At 38.8% G+C, this 20,608-nt stretch carries 21 protein-coding genes; 15 read left to right on the plus strand and 6 right to left on the minus strand.

Going from position 1 to position 20,608, the window contains the following annotated elements; all coding sequences use genetic code 11:
- Positions 1–130: 130 nt before the first annotated feature.
- Positions 131–538, minus strand: a complete 408-nt coding sequence (locus SLH51_RS05075; RefSeq protein WP_335959616.1) for a VanZ family protein — start codon at positions 536–538, stop codon at positions 131–133.
- Positions 539–771: 233 nt separating this feature from the next.
- Between SLH51_RS05075 and SLH51_RS05080 the strand changes: the two genes are divergently transcribed.
- Entirely contained in the window at positions 772–1,791 is a 1,020-nt protein-coding gene (locus tag SLH51_RS05080) for an S-layer homology domain-containing protein (protein ID WP_335959617.1), read from the plus strand.
- Between the two features lie 196 nt (positions 1,792–1,987).
- Complete coding sequence (locus SLH51_RS05085) at positions 1,988–2,170, plus strand: hypothetical protein (protein WP_335959619.1); 183 nt, start codon at positions 1,988–1,990, stop codon at positions 2,168–2,170.
- A gap of 389 nt (positions 2,171–2,559) precedes the next feature.
- Here SLH51_RS05085 and SLH51_RS05090 read toward each other — a convergent pair whose 3' ends face one another.
- Entirely contained in the window at positions 2,560–2,730 is a 171-nt protein-coding gene (locus tag SLH51_RS05090) for an aspartyl-phosphate phosphatase Spo0E family protein (protein WP_335959620.1), read from the minus strand.
- Between the two features lie 675 nt (positions 2,731–3,405).
- Here SLH51_RS05090 and SLH51_RS05095 point away from each other — a divergent pair.
- Positions 3,406–3,906 carry a CBO0543 family protein gene (locus SLH51_RS05095; protein WP_335959622.1) on the plus strand — a complete coding sequence of 167 codons (501 nt, stop codon included), beginning with the start codon at positions 3,406–3,408 and terminating at the stop codon, positions 3,904–3,906.
- 446 nt (positions 3,907–4,352) lie between these two features.
- Here the strand turns inward: SLH51_RS05095 and SLH51_RS05100 are convergent, their stop codons facing one another.
- On the minus strand, positions 4,353–4,823 hold the full coding sequence (locus tag SLH51_RS05100; protein WP_335959623.1) for a hypothetical protein: 471 nt from the start codon (positions 4,821–4,823) through the stop codon (positions 4,353–4,355).
- Between the two features lie 596 nt (positions 4,824–5,419).
- Here SLH51_RS05100 and SLH51_RS05105 point away from each other — a divergent pair.
- From SLH51_RS05105 to SLH51_RS05120, 4 genes are all read left to right on the plus strand, one after another.
- Positions 5,420–5,815 (plus strand): GntR family transcriptional regulator, encoded by a 396-nt coding sequence (locus tag SLH51_RS05105; RefSeq protein WP_335959625.1) that lies wholly within the window; start codon positions 5,420–5,422, stop codon positions 5,813–5,815.
- The gene (locus SLH51_RS05110; protein WP_335959627.1) at positions 5,815–6,924 is read left to right on the plus strand and encodes a DUF1648 domain-containing protein; all 1,110 of its coding nucleotides are present in this window, start codon (positions 5,815–5,817) and stop codon (positions 6,922–6,924) included. The genes SLH51_RS05105 and SLH51_RS05110 overlap by 1 nt, the downstream gene beginning before the upstream one ends.
- 315 nt (positions 6,925–7,239) lie before the next feature.
- Complete coding sequence (locus SLH51_RS05115; protein WP_335959628.1) at positions 7,240–7,650, plus strand: hypothetical protein; 411 nt, start codon at positions 7,240–7,242, stop codon at positions 7,648–7,650.
- A gap of 52 nt (positions 7,651–7,702) precedes the next feature.
- A complete protein-coding gene (locus SLH51_RS05120) occupies positions 7,703–8,122 on the plus strand; it encodes a VOC family protein (RefSeq protein WP_335959629.1) in 420 nt (139 codons plus the stop codon).
- Between the two features lie 36 nt (positions 8,123–8,158).
- On the opposite strand, the gene SLH51_RS05125 is transcribed toward SLH51_RS05120, so the two are convergent.
- From SLH51_RS05125 to SLH51_RS05135, 3 genes are all read right to left on the minus strand, one after another.
- On the minus strand, positions 8,159–9,112 hold the full coding sequence (locus tag SLH51_RS05125; RefSeq protein ID WP_335959630.1) for an arsenic resistance protein: 954 nt from the start codon (positions 9,110–9,112) through the stop codon (positions 8,159–8,161).
- A gap of 402 nt (positions 9,113–9,514) precedes the next feature.
- Entirely contained in the window at positions 9,515–10,522 is a 1,008-nt protein-coding gene (locus SLH51_RS05130) for a DUF3231 family protein (protein ID WP_335959632.1), read from the minus strand.
- A 104-nt stretch (positions 10,523–10,626) separates the two neighbouring features.
- Entirely contained in the window at positions 10,627–10,842 is a 216-nt protein-coding gene (locus SLH51_RS05135; protein ID WP_335959634.1) for a hypothetical protein, read from the minus strand.
- 420 nt (positions 10,843–11,262) lie between these two features.
- On the opposite strand from SLH51_RS05135, the gene SLH51_RS05140 reads away from it, so the two are divergent.
- From SLH51_RS05140 to SLH51_RS05175, 8 genes are all read left to right on the plus strand, one after another.
- Positions 11,263–11,736, plus strand: coding sequence for a hypothetical protein (locus SLH51_RS05140; RefSeq protein WP_335959636.1), 474 nt, complete (start codon positions 11,263–11,265; stop codon positions 11,734–11,736).
- Entirely contained in the window at positions 11,733–12,239 is a 507-nt protein-coding gene (locus tag SLH51_RS05145) for a hypothetical protein (protein WP_335959637.1), read from the plus strand. Before SLH51_RS05140 ends, SLH51_RS05145 begins: the two co-directional genes overlap by 4 nt.
- Positions 12,240–12,729: 490 nt before the next feature.
- On the plus strand, positions 12,730–14,058 hold the full coding sequence (locus tag SLH51_RS05150; RefSeq protein ID WP_335959638.1) for a sugar ABC transporter substrate-binding protein: 1,329 nt from the start codon (positions 12,730–12,732) through the stop codon (positions 14,056–14,058).
- 242 nt (positions 14,059–14,300) lie between these two features.
- Positions 14,301–15,563, plus strand: a complete 1,263-nt coding sequence (locus SLH51_RS05155) for a carbohydrate ABC transporter permease (protein WP_335959719.1) — start codon at positions 14,301–14,303, stop codon at positions 15,561–15,563.
- On the plus strand, positions 15,560–16,399 hold the full coding sequence (locus tag SLH51_RS05160; protein ID WP_335959640.1) for a sugar ABC transporter permease: 840 nt from the start codon (positions 15,560–15,562) through the stop codon (positions 16,397–16,399). The genes SLH51_RS05155 and SLH51_RS05160 overlap by 4 nt, the downstream gene beginning before the upstream one ends.
- Positions 16,400–16,412: 13 nt before the next feature.
- Positions 16,413–17,993, plus strand: coding sequence for an alpha-amylase family glycosyl hydrolase (locus tag SLH51_RS05165; RefSeq protein WP_335959641.1), 1,581 nt, complete (start codon positions 16,413–16,415; stop codon positions 17,991–17,993).
- 146 nt (positions 17,994–18,139) lie between these two features.
- On the plus strand, positions 18,140–19,312 hold the full coding sequence (gene tnpB / locus SLH51_RS05170; RefSeq protein ID WP_335959643.1) for an IS200/IS605 family element RNA-guided endonuclease TnpB: 1,173 nt from the start codon (positions 18,140–18,142) through the stop codon (positions 19,310–19,312).
- Between the two features lie 186 nt (positions 19,313–19,498).
- Positions 19,499–20,533 carry a LacI family DNA-binding transcriptional regulator gene (locus tag SLH51_RS05175; RefSeq protein WP_335959645.1) on the plus strand — a complete coding sequence of 345 codons (1,035 nt, stop codon included), beginning with the start codon at positions 19,499–19,501 and terminating at the stop codon, positions 20,531–20,533.
- Positions 20,534–20,608 lie beyond the last annotated feature (75 nt).

The raw sequence follows: 20,608 nt of genomic DNA on the forward strand, positions 1-20,608 counted from the left end.
AATTTTCACGTGTTAGCGCAAGCAAGGGGTTGTCCCAAAGCCATCAAAAGAGCCGAAATGGCTCCGCACACTGCGCGCCTTTTATGAGAAACCGACTCATAAAAGGCTTAAAAGCAGGCAACGGCTGCGCTCATTGCTTCTGGGACAACCTCTTGTTTCTCATCACGGAATACACAAGGACGAGCACTAGACAGGCCCCAAAAGAATTAATGAAAACATCGGTCACTGCCCCAGAACGGTCGGGGATAAATGATTGATGCCATTCATCGATCGCACCATATAAAGTGGCAAGTCCAAAAGCAAGGACGTACCGATAGCTTCTTCCACGTAATGCCCTCCAAAATAAAAACGCTAATAAACCAAAGGCCGATATATGCACCAGTTTTCTAGCAACAAAATTTAAAATGGCAGAATCAAATAAAGGATTTGTCAATAATTCTTCGGTCGAGTCCCCTGTGAAAAAAGGTTGTCGTGTCGCAATGGCAATCACGACACACCACAAAATTGCAAGAAACCACCAGACTTTCGTATTCTTCATGTTATCACCCACCATGATTATACACGATTGCATAATAATTGTGGACAAAGCCGAATAACATGAAGTATAAACAATCGCAAAGGAGATGTTTACAGCAAGTAAATTAGGAAAATGGAAGATCTTGTGTAATTTTAAAAAATAGATCTGGGCTTGGACAAGTTTAACTGTAAAAAAATCTATAAAAAAATGGAAAATAATGATAATATAAAACTAGTAAACTAGGAGGTTGGATTATGAAATTAAAAATACTATTCATTTTCATTCTTTGCTTTGCAGTAATGCTTCCAGTTCAGGCTACCACGACATTTACAGACATTTCCCAAAATCATTGGGCGAAAGATGAAATACATTATTTATACGAGCAGGAGATTATTGGTGGTTATACCGATGGAACGTTTCGCTCGGCTAACCCAGTCACACGTTTGCAGGCGGCAAGAATGATTGTTAAAGCGTTAGGACTTGAAACAGAAGGCAGACCAGCACCAAATTTACAAGATATTGATGAAGACTTTGCTGATTATGAACTAGTCGCAACCATCGTTGATGAAGGCATCATCAGAGGTCGAGAAGGTCAATTCATGGCAGGAGCCCCGTTAACGCGAGGACAAATGGCTGCTATTCTTCAGCGTGCGTTCAACTTAGAAAGTACATGGGACGGGGAGTTTCGCGATATTAAACCATCTCATACGTTCTATCATGATATTAACGCATTAGCTGCAAATGGCATTACGACTGGGTTTTCTGATCACACATTTAAAGCAAGTCAACATACGTCGAGAGCTCATTTCTCAGTCTTTTTAGCAAGAGCATTAGATGATCGTTTTAAGCAAGAAGTTTCAACCGTTCCAACCGTAAAATACTTCACAAATTTACTTATAGAAGCTGAGCATACAATTGAAATGGCGATGTATGAGCAGTGGGAACAAGCCTTTTACAACAACGAACCGAAAGCCCCTTTTGCAGACATCAGAGCGGTCTTTCTAGACTATTACACCGAAGAATTTACGGATGCTGTTTGGGAAGGTTTTTACAATGAAGATCTTGATTCATGGGGCCCGGCATTAGCACAAGTATTCCCCGTTCGAGCGATGGAAGAAATTGAACTCGACGTCCTAAGCAATGAAGAAGTGATCGTAAGCGGCTATGAGCCTCCAAATGAGATGAACAATATCGAAATTTACTATGAGTACGACCTCATAAAAGTCGGGGACAAGTGGTTCGTTGATGACATTTTTGCTGAGATTATTGATTAAGTAGAGACATGAGAGTTGATAATTGGAGGCTACTGAGAAGGTTGGTTTTTCTTTTTCAGTAGCCTCTTAAATGCGGAGCATTGTCACTTTTTTGCGCGGAAAACAAGCGAAAAAGGAAGGCAACTGAAAAAGTGGCGTGTTCTTAATTGACTGAACATAAATATAACTAATCATCAAATTCGGGAGGTGGGTCCATTTGGATTTTGGTCTCTTTGTTATCATTCTTGTTGCATTGTCTCTTATTCATTACGGATACGATAAGAAAAAAAGCTATCAACTAAAAGAGAAAGAACTAGAATTGGAACAAAAGAAAATTGAGTTAGAAATGAAGAAATTAGAACATCAAGTCCAAGGTCAACAGCAGAACGAACAGGATTGAATCGGTTTCCGTTAAATAGTGGATTTATGTATGCATTCGTCGTGGAAGGTAGAATCGATCTAAAGAGGAGTAGACTGCGTGTAAATGGACGGCTCGACTTTTACACTTCATCTTTGGATAATTTCAGTAGGGGTGTTTATTTAAGTCATTTGTCGTGATTCAAATGCACAATATAGCACCGGGGCGCTATTATTATAGTTTTGACAGGTCGATCATTTCGAATGCCTCAAAAGTGCGATCATTTTTATCACGTAGCAGTAGTCAAACCAGAGAGACAGCTGAGAATGCGTTCACCTAGAAAAGTCAGCTCCTGGTTCCTCGTAGTCATTGTTTCTTAGTTCAAGTATGTATTCATGTCGTGCCATTTGTCGAATCAAGTAGACCTGAGCTCACTCTGCATTGATGCGACTGTACTCATTCAAAATCCCATCAAGCTTTTGACTGTATTTAATGGTTTCAGAATGGGTAAGTCCTTTCTGTTCACCAGTAGCAATCATACGAAGTCGAAGCGACTCAATTTTATCTTCTAAGTTGGTCATAATTAATTGTTGGATTTTCATTACTTATCACCTGTTAGTTTTAAGATTTACCTTTAAGTAGGTCGTTGGTATCATAATAACCAATGAATGCAAGTTTGATAAGGGTTTCGACAATACTTCTAAAAAAAAGTCAAAATTAGATGGAATACGTGGACATGGTGGAGCCAAAATGAACTGGCTCCGCCTCTTTTCGTGTTAATAACATTCAATGACATCCACATGTTTGATCCATTCTTCTTGTTCTGTTCCATCCGGATTTGCCTTCCAAACCGTTTTATCTTGATCGGTCAACGATGTTCCTCGCAACCAAACAAGCTTCTGTTGTGATGGGAAGTATTGCGGGTTGTAATCACCATATCCTTGTTAGCCGCTTTTGTTCATTTGTTTCGATATGAATCGAATAAAGCGATGGCAACGGATAGTCGCTAAAGTCATTTGATCATTTGCTTTCTTTCATTCTTGACGTCACAATGGATTCATCTGTTATCCAATCAAAATCAAAATCAACATAGTCCCAAGTGCTACAAAAAGAATTCTTCGCACGACTAAATCACTTCTCATCCTGTTCTTGTCTCTAATATCTTTCTAATTTGTAACTTTATGTGTACCGGGTTGGGAGAAGTTGCAAAATATTAGGGGGAAAGTATCATAAGACTCCTATCAGTTGCGCATTCTAATGGAAGGAGGGTGTGGGAAATGAGGAATATTCAAATTCAAAAAAATGTATTAAGAATTCTAAGTGTCATCACATTAGGAGTATTGTTTCTTTTGCTAAGAAAACGCCCAACTAAGGATTGGGTAGTAGCTTACCTATTTAATGCAGTATCAAATGGAATCATTGATAAAATGGTTGTTAAACACAAACTAGTTAAATATCCAGTACGATTGTTCCCACAGTTCTTTAACATCCATATCTTATTTGACTTTTTGATCTACCCAACGATCACCGTTATGTACAATCAAATAACGTATAAAAACAAACCGTTAGCAATCATTGGAAAAATATTTTTGTTCACGATTCCTATGCTCATCATCGAATTTTGGGCAGAGAAACAAACAGATTTAATTGAATGGAAAAAAGGATGGGGATGGAGTCACACGCTCATTGGTTTAACGATAATGTCATTGCTGGCGAGGTTGTTCGTTGGACTAGTAAGGTATGTATCAGAGGGAAGAAAACGGGAAAGAAACGTTTAACCATTAAAGGCATTACTGTCATAGCGTAATGCCTTGTTTAGTGAAAACGGATCCGCATCCCCGTATTCTACTTTTTGAGATCGTGTATTTTTTGAAGATGACCCGCAAACAGGGAATGTCTTTGGGCTCTTGTAAATGAAGGAGAGACGGAAGAAAGTAAAAAATGAAACAGTAAGACGATAAGAAATACCATAAAAGAAACTCCCCAAGCGACGTCAAACAAGGAGAACTCCTTTTATTTTGTTAGGAAATAGCTTTCACTTAGAGAAAAGAACATTTTCCAAATAACTCCCCCAATCTTGATCAATCTTTCGTTGCATTCGTGGACGCAAATTTTTATAGGCATCAAGTCCTTCCTATGAAAATGAAATCATGCTATGGAACCTAGATGTTTCTTCGACTTAAATGGTATCGATTCACCTCCTCGTGTCGATTAGAAGTACGTATCAGTAATAAGGTGGACTCCTCCCGGTACTCATCAGGCGTTCAGTAACATTCATCGATATTGTCGGATCTCTTACTCCATAATAGAACTTCCTTATCCTACTAGCTGCCGTTGCTTTCATTCTAGTCTGGTCGTAGTTATATTCATGTGTTTTCATTTTCCACGTAGAAAGAGTCTGCCCGAGCGTTCTCAAATCTCCTGCTTTTTTAAGGCTGCTACTCATTGCTATCATTCTGACTCCGGAGAGGATCCTATCTAGAATGTTCATTCGAATAGGCTTGTCCGAACCAAAAGAGGTCTCAGATTGGTTAAAGCTATAGGCGGTTTGTAGCTGCTCATTCGAATTTGTCCTGCTCTTCGTATGTTCGATGTTAGATGTAAGAGCTGCTATCCCGTTTGCCACCGCACCTTTTAGTACGAGTGAAAAGCACACACACATATTCACCATTCGCTTCCAATTCTTCTGAATCATAACAACAACACCCTTTCCCGTATCAAATGTAGTAGTCCATGAATAAGACACCCTCATCGTAATCTGCATATGTAACCGCTGTCAATTTCTTATTTTGTAAAAAAATGTAACCCGCCTTCAAGGGAAAAGAGAGACCTGTCGAACACTCCATTGAAGTTTGTATAATCGAATCTAGTCATGGTAACAATTGCAGAATTGCCTCGTGAAATTGATTTGAAAAAAAGAAAGAGAAAAAAACTTCTCGACAAAACCACAGTCCATTCATGTCTATTTGCTAGTTCATTTTGTAAAAAAAGCGAACAGAACCCGGTCATTCGAGGCGTGCAAACAGAAAAGGAAAAAACTTGATAAAATCCATTCCAATTATTTTTTTAGAAAAAAGGTATAAAGAAATGAATAGTGGCCTCTGTTTTTCACCTTGTTTAGTGGCCTCTAATAAAATGGGGGCGTTTTCCCCGGCCAAGAACGCCATCTCACACGTCATCCTCACCTAATTTCTGAACTTCCTACAAGTTCTCCACCGACTTTTGTTGCATCTTCTTCTAACTGTTATATTATATATATAACAGGCAAACAAAAGAGGATGTGTTTCTAAATTGTATATAAACATCGATCTACAAGCAGAGGAGCCGATCTATACACAGCTGAAAAATCAAATTATTGCTGGGATCGCGAAAAAGGAAATTGCTTTAGGGGAGAGGATGCCATCAGTTCGTTCCTTGGCCGCAGACCTTGGCATAAATCTGCATACAGTGAATAAAGCATATCAGCAGCTGAAGCAAGAGGGGTTTATTTTGATTCATCGGCAAAAAGGAGTGGTCATTAATCCAGAGGGCGTTCCGAGAGCCGATGATGAATATCGAAGCAAGTTAAACAACTCGCTTCACCCGCTCATTGCAGAGTCATTTTGTCGTGGGATTGAGAAAGAAGAATTTTTGCAAATGTGCAAGCACGTGTATCGAGCATTTGAAAACGAAGAGGGGGAAAAATAATGGATGGATTCGTAGCTATTCTTTTACTGTTGACGGTTGTTCCTATAATGATTGCGACGATGTGTATGCCGTATTTGACGAGACGAACAGAAAGTTTCGGGGTATTAATTCCAGAGGACGTGTATCATTCCAACCAACTACAAAGCATGCGGAAACAGTACGCTAAAGTGACAGGAATGTTTAGTCTATTAGCAGTCGTCGTCTTCTTGCTCTTGAGTCTTATCTTACCTAATGATCAGCAAACGACAAGTATTTTGATCAGTGTGGGCGTTCTCTTTTATATTATTGGTACGTTCTTTGTGTATCTTCGCTTTCATCGTCAAATGAAACAGCTGAAAGCAAACGAAAAATGGGGAAAGGAGAAACCACAGCAAACCGTCATTCATACGGGGTTCCGTGATCAGAAGTTAACCTATTCCAATGGTTGGTTTATCATATCTTTTGTAATTTCCTTTGCCATGATCATCATCACTTACTGGCTATATGATCAAATTCCCGACAGCATTCCTATGCAGTACAACTATAGTGGCGAGGTGACAAACTGGGCGGAGAAATCGTACCGGACCGTCATGGTAATGCCAATCATGCAAGTGTATCTCACAATATTATTTTTGTTTATTAACACAATGATTGGAAAAGCAAAGCAGCAATTAAATGCAGAAAACCCAGAGAAGTCGATTCAACAAACGATCGTCTTTAGAAGGGTATGGTCGGCATACATCATTATTACGGGGATTGCGTTAACATTGTTGTTCGCAGTCATCCAGCTGTCGTTTATCTATCCAATTGATCCTACGGTGTTGGTTGTTCTTCCGCTTTTATTTGGATTAGCGGTCACAGCAGGTGCCATCGTGCTTGCCTTTACAACCGGGCAAGGTGGTAGCCGAGTGAAAACAAGTACCGGGAAAAAGGGTGAGATCATCGACCGCGATGACGACCAATATTGGAAGTTAGGTCAACTCTACTTTAATCCGAGTGACCCAGCGCTCTTTTTAGAGAAACGCTTCGGAATCGGCTGGACGATTAATTTTGCCCGTCCATTAGCATGGATTATGTTTCTAGTCATTATTCTGCTAGCAATGGGGATTCCGTTATTGCTGGTAGCGTAGAGGAGAAGTAGAGATGAATACCGTTTTCCTGCGCTAGCCTTAATCGAGACATCCTTTTTAGATGAAAAGGGTGTCTTAATTTTGTCTCAGCGAAATAGAGACTGTCTTCATCATACCCACTAAAGCTCTTACTTTTTTAAACGAAATTTAACACGCCAACAATTATCAATTAAACATATTTTTTTAGGTCTCGTCTCATAAAATGAAAGAGGAGAACAATAGCGGTAAGCGATGAGTAGAGTAATTGCCACAATAATCATCCTATGTCGCAAAATTCTGGTGCCAGGCTAACGCTTTTAGAAAGGGGGAGGAACCGTGAAATATCTACTAGCATGTTTTTCTTGGTTTCTATTTTTGTTTGTTTCAGGAAGGTTGTTAGAAGCAGCAAGCGGGTGGAGGAGGACTGCTTTTTTCTCAAGCTCAACGACACTTCATATCTTGTCGATTGTAACCCCGGTCATTATTTTAATTTTCTTTGGCGTACTTCTTAGCGGCAGGCATTTACTTCGGGCATATCGAACAGAGGGCCATTGGAGAATCAACCTACCAAGATTCAATATCCTGTGCCTCTTACCAATTGTGATTGTCATGCTTATCAAATCATTTTATGATGAGATTAGTACTGTAGTGGACATCGATCGTTTCGATTTTCAAATGATCACTACCTTTGTTCTGATATTGTTTGGATACTATTTCTCTCAAAGTCTTTATAAGAGAAAGAATTGAGTCAGTGGGGTTAGACCCTGCGAGTAAATGCGCATATGAAGGGGAATGAGAAATGAGAATGTTGCGAGCTATTCCAGCTTTGCCAGTGAGGAATATAACAAAAAGCATTGAATTTTATAGTGGGAAACTTGACTTTACTTTAGGCTATCAGGAAGGTGGGTTTGCTGTTCTTCTCTATAATGACGTTCGATTGATTCATCTTTGGGAAGCCAGTGATGAAAGCTGGCGTACTCGCAACGACTCTGCACCTGTTGTCTCAGGTGCGGAATCGTTTATCGCTGGTACCGCCAGCTGCCGGATTGAGGTAGAAGGAATTGAAGAACTGTACCACCGCATTCAACCACTTGGTATCATACATTCGAATGCACAACTGCGTGACCAGTGGTTTGGTGTCCGTGAGTTCGGAGTTACAGACCCCGATAATAATCTGGTCGAATTTTTCGAGTATCTAACGGATGATCAACGACAATAGTCAGAGAGCCGCATTTATACATTCGTTCGCTCATATTCAAGTCCTTTTACCTTTAGAAAAAAACAACAAAAGCTGAGTGATGATAGCCAAAAGAGGCAATTCCAATAATGGACCTATCACTAATGTTAAGGCGATTAAAGGTTGGTCTGGGAATGCGGTCATAGCTATTGCTAAAGCAATTGGTGAATTTCTAGCTAAAGTGGTCAAACTTAAACTTATTCTGTCGGGGTTCGAAAAGCTCATCAGTTGCCCAACCTTTTGCCCAACAAAGAAATTCACAATGAAAAATAAAAGGATTGGTATGGTTAGTTGCCACATTAAATCTAAGTGATCAAGTAATAAATGCCCTTGTGAAGCAAACATCGCAACGATTGCAAGGCTTAAGAAGATAATTGGAAACATGCTAAGCTTAGATAAAAAATGATCTCTTACTTGTTTCTGGTTTCTCAAGAGTGCTTTTGTTAGAACCGCTAAAACAAATGGTATAAATAACACCATTAGAATGCTTTTAACGAAAAATCCCATATCTATAACCCCTGTCGTTCCACCAAAAATAAGTAGAAACACAGGCAACAAAGTGACCTGTAAGAGTAAGTTTAAAGGCAAAATAGCCGTTGATAACGCAACATTTCCTTTCGCTATGCCCGTAAAGATTAAGTACCAGTCCGTGCACGGTGTGACCATTAGCATGATAAATCCAATAGATAATGCCGCGTTGTCACCTAAAAATCCCATTGCTAGCAACCATGCGAGGATAGGTGTCCAGACAAAGTTTATGAGGACTGACGTGTATGTGAACTTGATATTTTTAAAAGCTTGCTTAATTTCCTCCATCGGAATTTGGAAGAACGTTATATAAAGCATAGCTACGAGTAAAGGAACAATAAAGCTTTCCGCATTCGCTCGTAGTAGATCTACTTGTCCTATGTTAATTCCGCTGATTACTGCTAAGAAAATAATAAAAGGATAGAACTTCTCGATTCTGTTCATTGTGAAATCACACCTGACAAACAATTTATAAAGTATACAAAATTTTATCATAATTCGAGTATAATGGATTTACTTATTCCAACTGGTGTACCCCAAAGGTTTCAAGGTGATAATAAGTTTTCCTTTCCGCCAAACGAACAATATGATGGCATGTTCCTGTTACCGATAGGCACGACATTTGAGTTTTAAGGATAATTGGACTAAAGTGACCAACTAAAGAGGGCATTAGTAGAGTAGAAATAATGTAAAAAACACCAAGTGGCCCATCTTAGCAGCGCTGCAAACTATCTATTTTAAAAAGAATTCCTTCTCTCATCAATTTAGTTTCTCAATATGATTCATGTAATGGTCAAGCTACAATTGAAAGGCTTAGTGTGTGCCTTTTCTCTTGTTTTCACAAAACTAAAGATGAGTTAATTGCTCATGATTTGCTGGTTGAGGGGGTTCTTCTAACCAGCTGTTGTTAATCATTATGTTAACACCATCATTGGCGTACTTTGCGATTTCTGTTAGTAACCGAATGTACGTTGTGTTGATATCTGTTCGTAAGCTAGCCGCAGAAGCGGTTGCATAGTTTGATATACTCGATGATATTAACAAGGAAGAATGGAACATGATTAGTTTATCTGAAAATGGTGTTACGGTAGAATCTGACACTACAATGTCTGAGGGTATAGGTGCGGGAATGTCATCATCCATTAAAATATTAGAAAATAGCTTCACATGTTTTTTAGCGATCTCTTTTCCTTTAGAACAATAGTCACGTACTTTTTGAGACTTAGCAACTTGAGCAAGCCCGACCAAAAGAGCTTGTCCAACTATGTTTGTTTCGATGTTGGCATGAACATGAGTAATTTCAATAACATTTGCTGGTCTAACGTTCCTACTTAATAGACCACCTCTATAATTTTTATTGTCAACAAAATCAACATCATCAGGAGTTGAAACATAAGGTGGTCTTACAAATAATCCTTTTGATAATAAAAGGTCAGCTGTCTTATTGTACAAATCTGTTGATGATTCAATGGCTTGACTTAAAAAAGCACGGACAGTTGATTTTGCAGTAGTTGCTAAAGCAACTCCGTAAACAGATAATCCAACCTTTGCCATATTTTTTATATAATATAGATAATATGTATCTGAATAAAGACGCGGAGCATCGGGGCTCACATCCTCAACTGAAAAACCAACAGGTATAGGCTGTTTGTTTTCTTTAAGTATATCTTTTGATTGGCTAAGAGCTCTTTCTGACGTCTTGAGTGCATATTTTAAAATTGATTTCACATCGGCATCATCAACATTTTCCAAAAAATACGTAAACACACACACTCCCATGCTATTGTTCTGACAACTGCTCCAAAGTGCTGCAATTTCTGAGGCAGTTAATCTAGTTTGATGATCTGCTTCCATCTCTTTCCACTCCTTGTATACCATCATGATTAATTGTTGCTAATGTTATCCTCCACTAGTATGCAAAATTTATTCCTTGAAAAGGGCATAGGGACAGACTCCACTTACTCCAAACCAGCAAACAACAAGCGGTCACTGCTTTCTCTTTTCCTCCATCGCCACCAAAAAATCCACGGTACAATAGATAAAGCTAAACCAAACCACCAAAGTCCTGAAAAAAGGACATGCTCGAACCAGACGTCAAGTTTTTCAGTTATGAGATTTTCAATTTGGTTGACATTATCATCAATGAGTGGAATTACTTTTTCTTTTTGGGACATGATTGATCCTTTGTCTTCATAGTTGCTTTTAGCTTGATTTAAACGAAGGGAAAATATGCAAGAAGCTCGTATGATAGACAGGCGACAGAGCCATTTTTGCTAGTGGAGGACTCAATAGTTGTTTTGAAAAAAGGAAACTCGCTTCGTAAATAACCATAGTAAAGGGGGCTGACCCCACTTTAAGTGTCTTGAGCAATTTTTTTCTAACGCTTGAATTTGATCACCTGAGTTTTTTTAGACGCTTCTAAAAATTTCCTCACTTCTTTTGATTGAGTAACTTGGCTGAATCCAATCGAAAGGTGGTTTGTCCCCAAAAAAGGCCATCTAAAAATGGTTGACCGGAAACAAATCCTCTATCTAGAATGAATATCTTCTTTACGGTTAATCTAATAAGACTATGGCTGAAAGTGTGAATTGTTAATGGAACTTGCTATTTATATTATGATTACGTGGGTGATAGTAACGTCTTTTACATTGTATAAACAAAAGCTTTCTGTTGTAGAAAATTTGTTTATATATATGATCGTCTTGATGGTTATCATTAATAAAATAACTCTTTTTTCTCTTAATTTTGGTTATGTCGAAACGACTAAAGACTCTGTTTTGTATTTATCTCATTTATTGTCTCGCAATGTTGTGATTCCATTAACGTTGCTGTTTTGTTGTAATATCTTCTATGCAGCAAAAAAACAAATCATAAAATACGCCTCCGTTTTTATTACGATTACTTTGCTTCTTTCGTTAGAGAAATTAGGCATTTATTTTGGTATATATACGTACAAAAATTGGAGTTTACTTATTGAATTGCTTTTTTTGCTGCTTTATATCCTTCTTGCGCTTTTATGTGCGAAATGGTTTAGGAAACGTTTACGGAAGGATGGGATCTGTGTATGAATACGATTTATTATGATAATCAATTTAACCAAAACGAGTTGTTTATCTTGGCTCTTTTAGTCATTACAATAACGCTAATGATTGTTTTGCCAAAACGATTTCCACTATCACTTTCGATTATGTATTTTATTATAGGTATATTTATGGGGATTATCTTTGATCATTCAAGTAGCGTTGAACCGTTTGATTATTATGATGTGAATGATTCATCGAGATTTGAGTTCTTTGATTTTATATCCTATATTATGTACGGTCCATTTACGTATTTAATTATTTACTTTTATGACAAGTTGCATATAAAGGGCTATAAGAATAGTCTTTACATCATTTTTTTGACAGCCTTTGGCATAGCGATGGAATGGATCTGTGTGCAAATGGGCATTTTTCATTATAAAAATGGATATCAAATCCTCTTTTCAGTTCCTATTTATTTGTTTGTGAATAGTCTGTACCTTATCTATTTTCACCTTACGAAAAAATACCTAAAGACAAGCTTTGGCTAAGAAAGTGAGAATTCCGGCCAAGAAAGAGCAAACTTCGGCCAACAAAACACCGTCACACCCTCTGTATTTGTGCGGGGAGGGATCTTATCACCACTCCATTATATAATTAGAAAATTTAAAAAGTATTGACAACATAAATCTATGAACCTATAATAAAAAACAAGTGAAAACGTTTGCATGATTTTCGCTATAACTTAACTCCTAAGTAAAACTTCCTTGTATTAGTTGATAGAAACATTTACCCAATAGTAGCTTCGCTTTTGAAATTGAAATCTTACTGAATTTGTAAAGCACTTTATTCTATATTTTTTGATTATTGATAAAACGTTATACCAATTTTCCTGATTTTTGGTAGTGTAATGTGAAAATATATTTTAGAGGTAGTTGTAATGTTTGATAAAACGTTTCATCATATTTTGTGATTTATTAAATGCTGATAAATTTGGCATTGAAATAAATAAATATTAAACACGAAAAGGTGGGGGATTTAATGAAAAAGGTTTATAGTCTACTCTTTGTTACACTGTTGATTTTAGTACTAACTGCGTGCGGGAAGCCGGGTGCTTCAGAACAATCAAGTGCACCAGAACCAGAGGCTTCTGAAGAAACGACGGAAGAGACATCAAATGAAGTTGCTGAACTTGAACCTGAAGAAGGAGCTGAACTTATTTTCTGGAGTCCGGGGGATACAGAACTTGAGTGGGTAGAATATGTGGCTGAGAAATTTAATGAGAAATACGGAGTACCAGTAACAACTGAAGATGTTTCACATACGGATGCACCTGGAAAACTGCAAACAGATGGACCAGCAGGGCTTGGTGGAGATGTATTTACAGGAGCTCATGATCATGTTGGGAATATGGATGCGGCTGGACTTATTTACGAAAATTATTACACTGACGAATATACCGAACGTTTTATGGAAGGTGCGATCACAGGGGTTTCTGCCATTTCAGATGGAGAGTATAAAACATTTGGATATCCTTTAGCAATTGAAACTGTTGGACTTTTTTATAACCAAGATCTACTAGATGAAATGGGATTTGAACCTGCTGAAACAATGGAAGAATTGATCGAGCAATCAAAAGAATTTATGGAAGCGAATCCAGGGTCATACGGATTTATGATTGAGCCAGGTAATTTCTACTTGCTGCATGGGTTTGTTGGAGCAAATGGCGGTTATGTTTTCGGAGACAATAACACAGACCCAAGCGATATTGGTTTAAACAACGACGGTGGACTGAAAGCTGCTGAATTAATGACACAAATTCGTGATGAAATTCTTCCACTCAAAAAAGAAGACATTACCGGAGATGTGATCAGCTCACACTTTAACGAAGGCAAACTTTTATACCAAATATCAGGTCCATGGGCTTTAAGAGGTCATCATGAAGCGGGTGTCAATTTTGGTGTGACAACAATGCCAACAGTGGAAAATGGCGAAGTTCCTACTACATTCTCAGGAATTAAGGCATTATTTGTTAACGCGTATAGTGACTATCCAAGAGCTGCAACGTTGTTAGCACATTTTGCAACAAGTGATGAAATGCTTGAAAAACGATATGAAATAACAGGGCAATTGCCACCTACGTTTGCCCTTCTTGATAGTGACACTTTGAAAGAAGATGTTTATAATCTAGCATTCTTAGATCAAGCTCAACATTCAGTTTCAATGCCTAATATCCCTGAAATGCAAAACGTATGGGGGGCAATGGAAGTAGCGTATACATCTATTTGGAACGATAAGTCTGACCCTCAAGTTGAACTAGATAAAGGGGTCCAGCAAATTAAAGACGCGATTGGTTCACAAACGGAATAAATGAGTCAAAGAGGGTGACTCAAAACCAAAGGGTCTGACCCCTAACTAGTCGGGACAGACCCTTTTGAGACACCCTCACATAAAAAGGAGGGTGAACAATGAGTGCATTAGAGCGCGATACGAACACTGATTCACAAATAATCGGACTGAAAAAAGAGCAACCATCCCGAAAGAAACCGACATCTTCTAATAAGTCCTTCCTTACAAAACCGAGAATTGCCGCTGCTTTGTCCTTTATATTTATGGGGCTTGGCCAAATCTATAATAAACAAATTGTAAAAGGTCTCTCCCTACTCGCTTTACAACTGTACCTTCTTATTTTTTGGACCGTGCCGTTTCAATGGGCAATGTGGGGTCTGACCACTCTTGGTGAAACCACGCAAACAAGAAGCGGATTTGATATTGTTCAAGGCGATCACTCGATTTTTTTACTAATTGAAGGGTTATTATTTCTCATTTCATTTTTACTCTTGCTATGGTTTTACTATTTAAATATCCGTGATGCTTATAAAGTAGCTGCAAAAAAGGAAAAAGGAATCAAACCGAACAACGTCAAAGAGATGTTTACAAACATCTGGGAAAACGGCTTCCCATACATTTTGTTAACACCGTCTGTTTTGTTCACCTCTTTTTTAACGATTCTGCCATTGTTATTTGGTATTTTAATTGCGTTTACAAACTATTCAGCCCCGAACCATTTGCCGCCAAAGCACTTAGTTGATTGGGTTGGGTTTGATACATTTGTTCAGTTATTTCAAATGAAAACGTGGAGTGCCACTTTTTATGGCGTCTTTACGTGGACCGTCGTGTGGGCTGTACTTGCTACGATTACGACATTTTTTTTAGGGCTCATCTTTGCTGTATTAATTAGTCAAAAAGGAATCAAATACAAGAAGTTTTGGCGAAGCATTTTTATTTTGCCGTGGGCGATTCCACAGTTTGTTTCAATCTTAATTTTCAGAAATATCTTTAATGGACAATTTGGACCGATTAATCAATATTTAATGAATTTAGGCTTAATTGAAACGGCTATCCCTTGGTTGTCTGATCCCACATTGGCGAAATTCACACTCGTTGTTGTCAACATGTGGTTCGGATTTCCATTTTGGATGGTGTTGATGAGTGGCGTGATGACAAGCATTGATAAAGAGTTGTACGAAGCCGCCGAAGTGGACGGGGCATCTTCATTTCAAAAGTTCCGCAAAATTACGTTGCCGCTTATCATGTTTGCAACGGCACCTCTTGCGATTATGTCATTCGCCGGAAACTTCAACAACTTTAATATTATCTACCTCATGACAGAAGGTGGTCCAGTTAATTCCAATTATGCATATGCAGGCTCGACTGATATTTTAATTAGCTGGATTTACAAATTAACACTCGACAATAGCCAATTTGCGATGGCTTCGGTTGTCTCAATTTTAATTTTCATAGTGATTGCTACGTTCTCCATCTATAACTTTAGAAAAACAAGAGCCTTTAAAGAGGAGGATATGATGTCATGATCGGTGTATCTTTGCGAAATAAACTGATGAATGTGTTGATTTATACAATTTTAATTATGACGGCGATCTTTGTTCTGTACCCAGTTGTGTGGGTCATCACCGGTTCTATGAACCCTGGGGATTCACTGTTTTCGACAAGGTTAATTCCAGAGTCTTTATCGTTTCGCCATTATACGTACTTATTCACAGAAACAAATTATCTTCTTTGGTATAAAAATACATTCAAAATTGCATTTTGGAACATGATTTTTTCAACTTTCTTAGTCGTAACTGCAGCCTATGCCTTTTCACGCTTTCGCTTTCCTGGGCGAAGACAAGGGTTAATGGCAATGCTTGTGCTGCAAATGTTCCCGGGCTTTATGGGGATGATTGCAATCTACATTCTACTACTACAATTGAATTTACTAGATAATCATTGGGGATTAATTCTCGTCTATGCGGGTGGGTCGATTCCGTTTGGTGCGTGGCTTGTGAAAGGGTACTTTGACGGGCTTCCGAGAAGTTTGGAAGAAGCGGCAAAAATAGATGGAGCAAGCCATGTGACGATCTTCTTAAAAATAATGATGCCGCTCTCCAAGCCGATTTTAATTTTTATTGCGGTAACGAATTTTATCGGACCGTGGATGGATTTTATTTTTGCAAGACTTGTTCTTCGATCTGGGGAAAAGAAAACATTGGCCGTTGGGTTATTTGAAATGGTAACAGGACGTGGGAATAGTGAGTTTACGACCTTTGCAGCAGGAGCGGTGCTCGTTGCGGTTCCAATCACGATCTTATTTTTCATGTTTCAGTCTCAGCTTGTAGATGGGTTGAAAGCAGGAGCGAATAAAGGATAGTGGAGGTGTACAAATGAAGAAATGGCGAAAATGGCTAGGCGCACTTATTGTTAGCAGTGTTCTTTTGACCGGTTGTGCAGAACCAAGTACGACAGAAATCGAACGACTATCATCTGAGCCGCATGGTGTCTATTATGAAATCTTTGTCCGCGCATTTGCAGACAGTACCGGCGATGGCATAGGCGATATTAACGGGGTTACAAACAAATTGGATTACTTAGATGAGCTCGGAATTGAAGGGATTTGGTTAATGCCGATCAATCCATCGCCTAGTTATCATGGGTATGATGTGACTGATTATGTCGGAGTTGACGAGGAATACGGGACGGTTGAAGATATGAAGCGCTTAGTGGAAGAAGCAAATAAAAGAGGGATTAAAATCGTCATCGATTTTGTCATCAACCATTCTTCCAAAGACCATCCATGGTTTCAAAAGGCATTAGCAGGTGACGAAAGATATCGTGACTATTACGTGTGGGCTGATGAAGACACGAATCTAAGTCAAACAGGTGATTGGAATCAAACGATTTGGCATGGAAGTGGAGACAATACGTATGAAGGTATTTTCTGGGATGGGATGCCTGATTTGAATTTTGATTCAGCAAAGCTGCGACAAGAAGTGCTTGAGGCAGGTACGTTTTGGCTAGAAGAAGTCGGCGTGGACGGCTTCCGGTTGGATGCTGCCAAATATTTATACAGTAACTACCAATATTCTGATAATCATGAGCGCAATGTCGCTTACTGGAAAGAGTTCAGATCTGAAATGGAGAACATTAATCCTGATGTCATTATGATCGGAGAAATTTGGGACAGTGCGACCGTAGTTGGACCGTATTTGGAAGGATTGCATTCTGCTTTCAACTTTGATCTATCAGAGAAACTATTAAACACCGTCAAACAGGAAAGCGATGCAGGAATTGTCTCAAGCTTAAATCGTATGATCGGATATTATGAGCAAATCAATCCGGATTATATTGACTCAACTTTTATTACGAATCACGATATGAACCGAGTAATGACAGAAGTTCAGGGCGATCAAAACAAAGCGAAAATGGCGGCGTCCCTTTTGCTGACGTTGCCAGGAAATCCGTTTATTTATTACGGGGAAGAAACAGGGTTAGAAGGCGCGAAGCCAGATGAATACATCCGTGAACCATTTATTTGGAACGCAGGAGAACAAGCAGAAGAACAAACGACGTGGATCGCAACGAGGCACAATCAAAATAGAGAGGAAAAGTCGTTAGAAGCACAAATTGATGATGAAGACTCGATGTATTCTCATTACAAAGAGCTCATTCACGCAAGAAGAGGAAGTTTGGCTTTAATCGAAGGGGCGTTGTTGGAGGCAACCTCGTACAAAGAGAAGGGCATCGTTTCATTTAAGCGAAAAACGAGTGATGAAGAGGTTCTGGTTTTTCATAATGTATCAAAAGAATCGGTTACTGTGACAGTAGGCGAAGAAGATAAAATGTTTAATCACGTTTATTATTCTACGTTTGACAAGCCGAAAATAGGTGAAATGATCGAACTACCTCCTTATTCGACTCTCATTTTATCTAAACCAGGCGAGAAAACTCCCTCTTCAAGCGTGTGAAGGGCGTAGCCCAATGGTAAGGGGGAGATGAATCGCCTTCGGACAAGGGATGGCTTTTGCCATCTCAATTTGTCCGACAATAAATAGAACTAACGTTCGTAAAATACTCTTTCACTTGATATAATGGATAGAGGAGGTGAAAGTCAATGCTAGTGAAAAAAGCGTATAAATACAGAATCTATCCCAATCAAAAACAAATCGAACTTATCAATAAAACGATTGGATGTTCACGTTTTGTCTATAACTTTTTTGTCGGAAAGCAAAAAGATAAAGATGCCTATTGGTATATCGTAAACGAAATGGTGCAAAATGGTCAGCTTCTTCAAAACAATTGGAAAGGGAAGTTTTTCAATAAGAATGAATCTATTAAAGCTATTCGGGAGTTGAAGCAAAACTATCCATTCTTAAAAGAAGTGGATAGCATTGCTCTTCAAAAATCAGTCGAAATTGTAAACGATTCTTACATTCGTTACTATAAAAAACAGAACGGAGAACCACGTTTTAAGTCAAAAAAGAATCCTGTTCAGTCGTATACAACGAAATGTGTAAACGGAAATATTCAAGTATTAGACAACCATATTAAACTACCAAAATTGGGTTTAGTCCGTTTTGCGAATAGCCGTAAGGTTGAAGGGCGTATCATGAATGCAACGATTAGACGAAATCCTTCGGGTAAATATTTCATTTCAATTTTGTCTGAATCCGAAGTTGAACCATTTAGAAAGACAGGTTCATCCGTAGGAATCGATGTAGGGCTAAAAGACTTCGCCACTCTTTCAGATGGCACAGTCTATGCAAACCCCAAATTCTTTCGCGCATTAGAAATAAAATTAGCAAAATCGCAACGTATATTATCAAAGAGGCAAATCGGTTCTTCTAATTGGCTTAAACAAAAAGTAAAAGTAGCTCGACTTCATGAAAAAATGGCGAATGCAAGAAAAGATATGTTAGATAAAATCTCAACTGAGATTGTCAAAAACCACGACATCATTGGTATTGAAGATTTGTCTATTAAAAACATGTTAAAGAATCACAGACTTGCCAAGGCGATTAGTGAGGTATCGTGGTCACAATTCAGAACGATGCTTGAATATAAGGCTAAGTGGTACGGAAAACGAGTTGTTGCGGTAGCGAAAAACTTTCCTTCAAGTCAACTATGTTCCACTTGTGGTCACAAACACAAAGACGTTAAAAATCTCGCTTTGCGTGAATGGAGTTGCCCAACATGCGAAAGTCATCACCAAAGGGATATGAACGCAAGTATGAATCTTCGTAATGAAGCATTGCGATTAACCGCAGGAACTGCGGGGATAGCCTAATCCATAACGAACCGTTAGGTTGGTGTTCTTAGGAATCTCCCACTTCAAGCAACCCGTATGGGTGGTAAGTGGCGGGTTGTTCAACGGCAGAATGATGGACAAATGATACGGTCTCCGCTCAAATGAAAAAAGTCCCTTCCTATAGTATAATAGTAGGAAACAAAGGTAATGAGAGGAAATACTTACATGGATAGACCGACAATAAAGGACATTGCGAAATTGGCCAATGTTTCAATCGGGACCGTATCAAATGTCATGAATGGCAAAGGACGATTCTCTGAAGAGACAAGAAAAAAAATTGAAAAGATCATTAAGCAGTCCAACTATATGCCGAATGTAGCAGCAAGGAGTTTAAGGGATAAGTTTAATCCTTTGATTGCGATGGTCGTTCCTTTTGCTCCAAGAGGGGAAATAATTGTGAACCCCTTTTTCGCACAGCTCATTTCCGGAGTGGAAAGCGGGGCAAGAGATCGGAAGTTTCACGTCATTGTAACGGGTGTGAAAGACGAGCCGGATCTATCCTTTTTACTAGAAAAAAACATCAATGGATTAATTGTGTTTGGTGCAAATGACAGCCCGAAGCTTGTTGCTGATATTAAGAAGCTCCAATTGCCAACGGTGTACATGGACAGTTACCTTTCAGATGGTGATCTTTACCAAGTTGGGTTAAATGACGAAATGGGAGGCTATTTAGCGACGAAATATTTGCTAGGTTTGGGTCATCGAGCAATTGCAGTCATCTCAGGGCCGATCTGTGAGGTTAAAAAAGTCAAAACGATCGGTCAAGCCCGGTTATCTGGCTACCGGAAGGCGCTAGAGGAAGCAGGTATTGAATTTAATCGGAATTTAGTCTTGGAAAATGAATTTTCTGTAGAGGGTGGATATCATTCCGCACAACAGATAATGCAACTAAACGATCGCGCTACGGCTGTTTTTGCTTTTTCTGACATGGCTGCAATGGGATTGTTAAAAGGGTTTTATGATTTAGGTATTTCTGTACCAGATGATATTTCCGTTATGGGGTTTGACGACCTCTACTTTTCAGAGTATTTAACCCCTGGACTTACAACCGTAAGGCAGGATATTGACGGAAGAGGTCAATCGGCTGTAAAACTATTAATTGACCAAATTGAAAACAAAAGCAATCTGGAGGGCAAACATATTATAAGTCCAGTGAGTTTGAAAGTAAGACAAAGTACGGCAGCAGTGAGAAAGCGGTAGGAAATAGGAGTACGCTTTTTGCTGCTCCTTCTAGCAATTGATAAAACGTTTAATCGATGAGGTGCCTTGCACCCT

Source organism: Halalkalibacter kiskunsagensis, from assembly GCF_037027555.1.
GTDB classification, from domain to species: domain Bacteria; phylum Bacillota; class Bacilli; order Bacillales; family Bacillaceae_D; genus Halalkalibacter; species Halalkalibacter kiskunsagensis.

What these genes read in the sequence shown, in the direction of transcription:
- SLH51_RS05155 (WP_335959719.1), top strand. Translation starts at nt 14,301, where the DNA reads ATGGGGCTTGGCCAAATCTATAATAAACAAATTGTAAAAGGTCTCTCC.
- SLH51_RS05080 (WP_335959617.1), top strand. Translation starts at nt 772, where the DNA reads ATGAAATTAAAAATACTATTCATTTTCATTCTTTGCTTTGCAGTAATG.
- SLH51_RS05110 (WP_335959627.1), top strand. Translation starts at nt 5,815, where the DNA reads ATGGATGGATTCGTAGCTATTCTTTTACTGTTGACGGTTGTTCCTATA.
- SLH51_RS05140 (WP_335959636.1), top strand. Translation starts at nt 11,263, where the DNA reads ATGGAACTTGCTATTTATATTATGATTACGTGGGTGATAGTAACGTCT.
- SLH51_RS05125 (WP_335959630.1), bottom strand. Translation starts at nt 9,112, where the DNA reads ATGAACAGAATCGAGAAGTTCTATCCTTTTATTATTTTCTTAGCAGTA.
- SLH51_RS05130 (WP_335959632.1), bottom strand. Translation starts at nt 10,522, where the DNA reads ATGGAAGCAGATCATCAAACTAGATTAACTGCCTCAGAAATTGCAGCA.
- tnpB (WP_335959643.1), top strand. Translation starts at nt 18,140, where the DNA reads ATGCTAGTGAAAAAAGCGTATAAATACAGAATCTATCCCAATCAAAAA.
- SLH51_RS05095 (WP_335959622.1), top strand. Translation starts at nt 3,406, where the DNA reads ATGAGGAATATTCAAATTCAAAAAAATGTATTAAGAATTCTAAGTGTC.
- SLH51_RS05090 (WP_335959620.1), bottom strand. Translation starts at nt 2,730, where the DNA reads ATGAAAATCCAACAATTAATTATGACCAACTTAGAAGATAAAATTGAG.
- SLH51_RS05165 (WP_335959641.1), top strand. Translation starts at nt 16,413, where the DNA reads ATGAAGAAATGGCGAAAATGGCTAGGCGCACTTATTGTTAGCAGTGTT.
- SLH51_RS05175 (WP_335959645.1), top strand. Translation starts at nt 19,499, where the DNA reads ATGGATAGACCGACAATAAAGGACATTGCGAAATTGGCCAATGTTTCA.
- SLH51_RS05075 (WP_335959616.1), bottom strand. Translation starts at nt 538, where the DNA reads ATGAAGAATACGAAAGTCTGGTGGTTTCTTGCAATTTTGTGGTGTGTC.
- SLH51_RS05120 (WP_335959629.1), top strand. Translation starts at nt 7,703, where the DNA reads ATGAGAATGTTGCGAGCTATTCCAGCTTTGCCAGTGAGGAATATAACA.
- SLH51_RS05150 (WP_335959638.1), top strand. Translation starts at nt 12,730, where the DNA reads ATGAAAAAGGTTTATAGTCTACTCTTTGTTACACTGTTGATTTTAGTA.
- SLH51_RS05145 (WP_335959637.1), top strand. Translation starts at nt 11,733, where the DNA reads ATGAATACGATTTATTATGATAATCAATTTAACCAAAACGAGTTGTTT.
- SLH51_RS05160 (WP_335959640.1), top strand. Translation starts at nt 15,560, where the DNA reads ATGATCGGTGTATCTTTGCGAAATAAACTGATGAATGTGTTGATTTAT.
- SLH51_RS05100 (WP_335959623.1), bottom strand. Translation starts at nt 4,823, where the DNA reads ATGATTCAGAAGAATTGGAAGCGAATGGTGAATATGTGTGTGTGCTTT.
- SLH51_RS05135 (WP_335959634.1), bottom strand. Translation starts at nt 10,842, where the DNA reads ATGTCCCAAAAAGAAAAAGTAATTCCACTCATTGATGATAATGTCAAC.